The following is a 2,839-nucleotide window of genomic DNA, read 5'->3' on the forward strand; positions in this document are numbered from 1 at the left end:
AAATCGAAGCCTTCGCCCATCTGGTCGGCGAAAACCCGCGCGCCTATTTCCGGCTGGGCTATGGCTTTTCCCGCCAGCGGAACGGCGCGCTCAACATGCACGCCGCGCTCTCGATCCCCGCAATGGTTGGCGCCTGGAAATATCGCGGCGGCGGCGCCTTCCATTCCAATTCGGGCACCTGGGCGCTCGATAAATCCCAGATCACCGGCGCATCGCTCAAGAAATCCCGCGTCCGCGAACTCGACATGTGCCGCATCGGCCCCATCCTCACCGGCGATCCCCAGGCGCTCGAAGGCGGCGGCCCGGTCAAGGCGCTCCTGATCCAGAACACCAACCCCATGGTCGTCACCCCCGATCATTCTCTCACCCGTGAGGGGTTTTCGCGCGAGGATTTGTTCACCGTGGTCCACGAGCAGTTCATGACCGAAACCGCCCAGATGGCCGATATCGTTCTGCCCGCCACCATGTTTGTCGAACACAACGACTATTACACCCGCGGCGGCCACACCCGCGTCCTCTACGGCCCAAAGATCGTCGACGCCCCCGGCGAAGCGAAACCCAATCATTTCGTCATCAACGAAATCGCCAAACGGGTAGGGGCGCCCGAAGCCGTCACTGAAAAGACCGACCGCGAGATGGTCGCCGAAACCTTTTCCCGCTCCGGCTATGGCGATCTCGACGAAATCGAAGCCGCCTCCGGCTTCGTCGACCGCGCGCTGCCCGACGACAAATCGCGCTACGCCGCTGGCTTTGCCTGGCCCGATGGCAAGTTCCGCTTCAAGCCCGATTGGGAGGCCACCCGCATCAAGCGCGGCGTCAACTGGGTCTGCGATCCCGCAGAAATGCCCGCCATGGTCGATTTTCTCGATTGGAACGAGCCGACCTCCGAAACGGTCCCGTTCCGCCTGACCACGTCTCCGGCCCGCACCTTCCTCAATTCCACCTTTGGCGAAACCCCCGGCAGCCAGAAGCGCGAAGGAACCCCGTCCTTGCTCATGCACCCCGACGATGCTGCCCGTCTGGCGCTCCAAGACGGCGCCCCCGTCACCATCGGCAATCATCGCGGTTCGGTCGAGCTGACCCTGCGCCTGTTCGACGGTCTGCGCACCGGTGTCGTCGTGGCCGAGGGCCTCCACCCCCACAAGGCGCACAGGAAGGGCAGGGGCATCAACACCCTGATCGGCTCCGATCCGGTAAAACCCTTTGGCGGTGCCGCCTTCCACGATGCCGCCGTCTGGGTCCGGGCGTCCGCCGCATGACCTCCATCGCCCCCGCATCCCGCCCGCGCATCGCCGCCATCGACGTCGCGCGCGGCCTCGCCATCGTCGCGATGATAATCTACCATTTCTCTTGGGATCTGGCCTTTCTGGGGTTCGTCAATTTCGACCCCACCCAGTCGCTCCCCTGGGTGGTCTTTCAGAAATCCATCGTCGGCACCTTCATCTTTCTGACCGGCGTATCCCTCGTCCTCGGCCATGGCGAAACAATCCGCTGGCGCCCCTTCTGGCGCCGCTTCGCCATCATCCTCGGCGCCGCGCTCCTCATCTCTGCGGGCACTTACGCCTTCAATCCATCCACCTTCGTTTATTTCGGCGTTCTGCACGCCATAGCCCTGTTTTCCCTTTTGGGCCTGGCCTTCCTCAAAGCGCCGCTGGTCCTGATCCTCGCGCTGGCCATTGTCCTCATCGGCCTGCAGCTCTTCATCCAGAGCCCGCTGTTCGGCGAAAAGCTCTGGTCCTGGATCGGCCTCTGGGACGCACCACCCCCCAGCGAAGATCTGGTCCCCATCTTCCCCTGGTTCGGCGTCGCCCTCCTCGGCATCGCCGCCACCCGCTGGGCCATAAATAGCGACCTGACGGACCGCCTCGCCCAATTCAAGGGCACCTCATCGCCCTCCCGCGCCCTGTCCAAACTCGGCCGCTGGAGCCTCGTCATCTACGTCCTGCACCAGCCCATCCTCATCGGCATCCTCATGGGCATCGCCTCCCTCACCGGCATCAGCGAAACCCGCCGCGCCGAAAACTTCCTTTCAAGCTGCCAAACCAGCTGCGCCCAATCCGCCCCCGACGCCGCCTACTGCACGGCCTACTGTTCCTGCACCCTGGACAGCATCGAAGCCGACAACCTCTGGCCCATGCTAGAAGCCCCCCAGCGCACCCCCGAACAGGACATCGCCCTGAGCGACCTCACCAACCAATGCGCCGCGCAAGTGCTCGATGAAATGCTGCTGGAGCCGGAGGCGGAGTAGGGGCGGGCGAAAGACCCCCGACACCTCACTCTCCCTCTCGTCATCCTCGGGCTTGACCCGGAGCGTAAGCGTAGGGCCGCGGCCACACGCGCAGAAGATATAGGGCGAGCCAGCTTGTCGAGGTTCACGGGATCGTTACGGCAAGGGCACCACCACATCTGCCTAGCATTCGTTTTCCAGAAATTCGGCCGCAAGGTGGTTGATGACGTCAAGTTCAAGAGCGGCCATCACCAGCATATCGCCCCAATAATATGGCAGGCCTTCGTTGACCATCACCTTGCGATAGATATGGGAATGGCCAGGCACGGCGCGATACGAAATCGCTTCCAACGACTTTAAGTCCGCAAAGCCACCGTGCCGGCTGTAGCTATTGCCATCGCCGTCGACCAAAGAAGACACAAACTTGTAGTAGCAGGGCCTGGTTTCCTGAACGATGAACTCGCGATAGCCGGGTGCCGAAGGCGGATCGTTTCTGCTGCGGTAAACCCCATCGCTTACGCGCTCGGTTATCCACACGACGTCACCAATTTCATATCCGCCCGGAATACTGCCGTTGACGATCACTGCAACCTTGTCCAGTTCCGAAAGCTC

General features: G+C 62.5%; 3 protein-coding genes. 2 read left to right on the forward strand and 1 reads right to left on the reverse strand.

Features of this window, described 5'->3' with window-relative positions; translation table 11 throughout:
• On the forward strand, positions 1-1,259 hold a 1,259-nt coding region (locus AACZ55_RS15890; RefSeq protein ID WP_339647652.1), incomplete at its 5' end, for a molybdopterin-dependent oxidoreductase.
• Positions 1,256-2,248, forward strand: a complete 993-nt coding sequence (locus AACZ55_RS15895; RefSeq protein ID WP_339647653.1) for a heparan-alpha-glucosaminide N-acetyltransferase — start codon at positions 1,256-1,258, stop codon at positions 2,246-2,248. The genes AACZ55_RS15890 and AACZ55_RS15895, both read left to right, overlap by 4 nt.
• 162 nt (positions 2,249-2,410) lie before the next feature.
• Here the strand turns inward: AACZ55_RS15895 and AACZ55_RS15900 are convergent.
• A partial coding sequence (locus tag AACZ55_RS15900; protein WP_339647654.1) for a hypothetical protein occupies positions 2,411-2,839 on the reverse strand: 429 nt, incomplete at its 5' end.

The organism is uncultured Pelagibacterium sp. (genome assembly GCF_963972885.1).
Classification (GTDB): Bacteria; Pseudomonadota; Alphaproteobacteria; order Rhizobiales; family Devosiaceae; genus Pelagibacterium; species Pelagibacterium nitratireducens.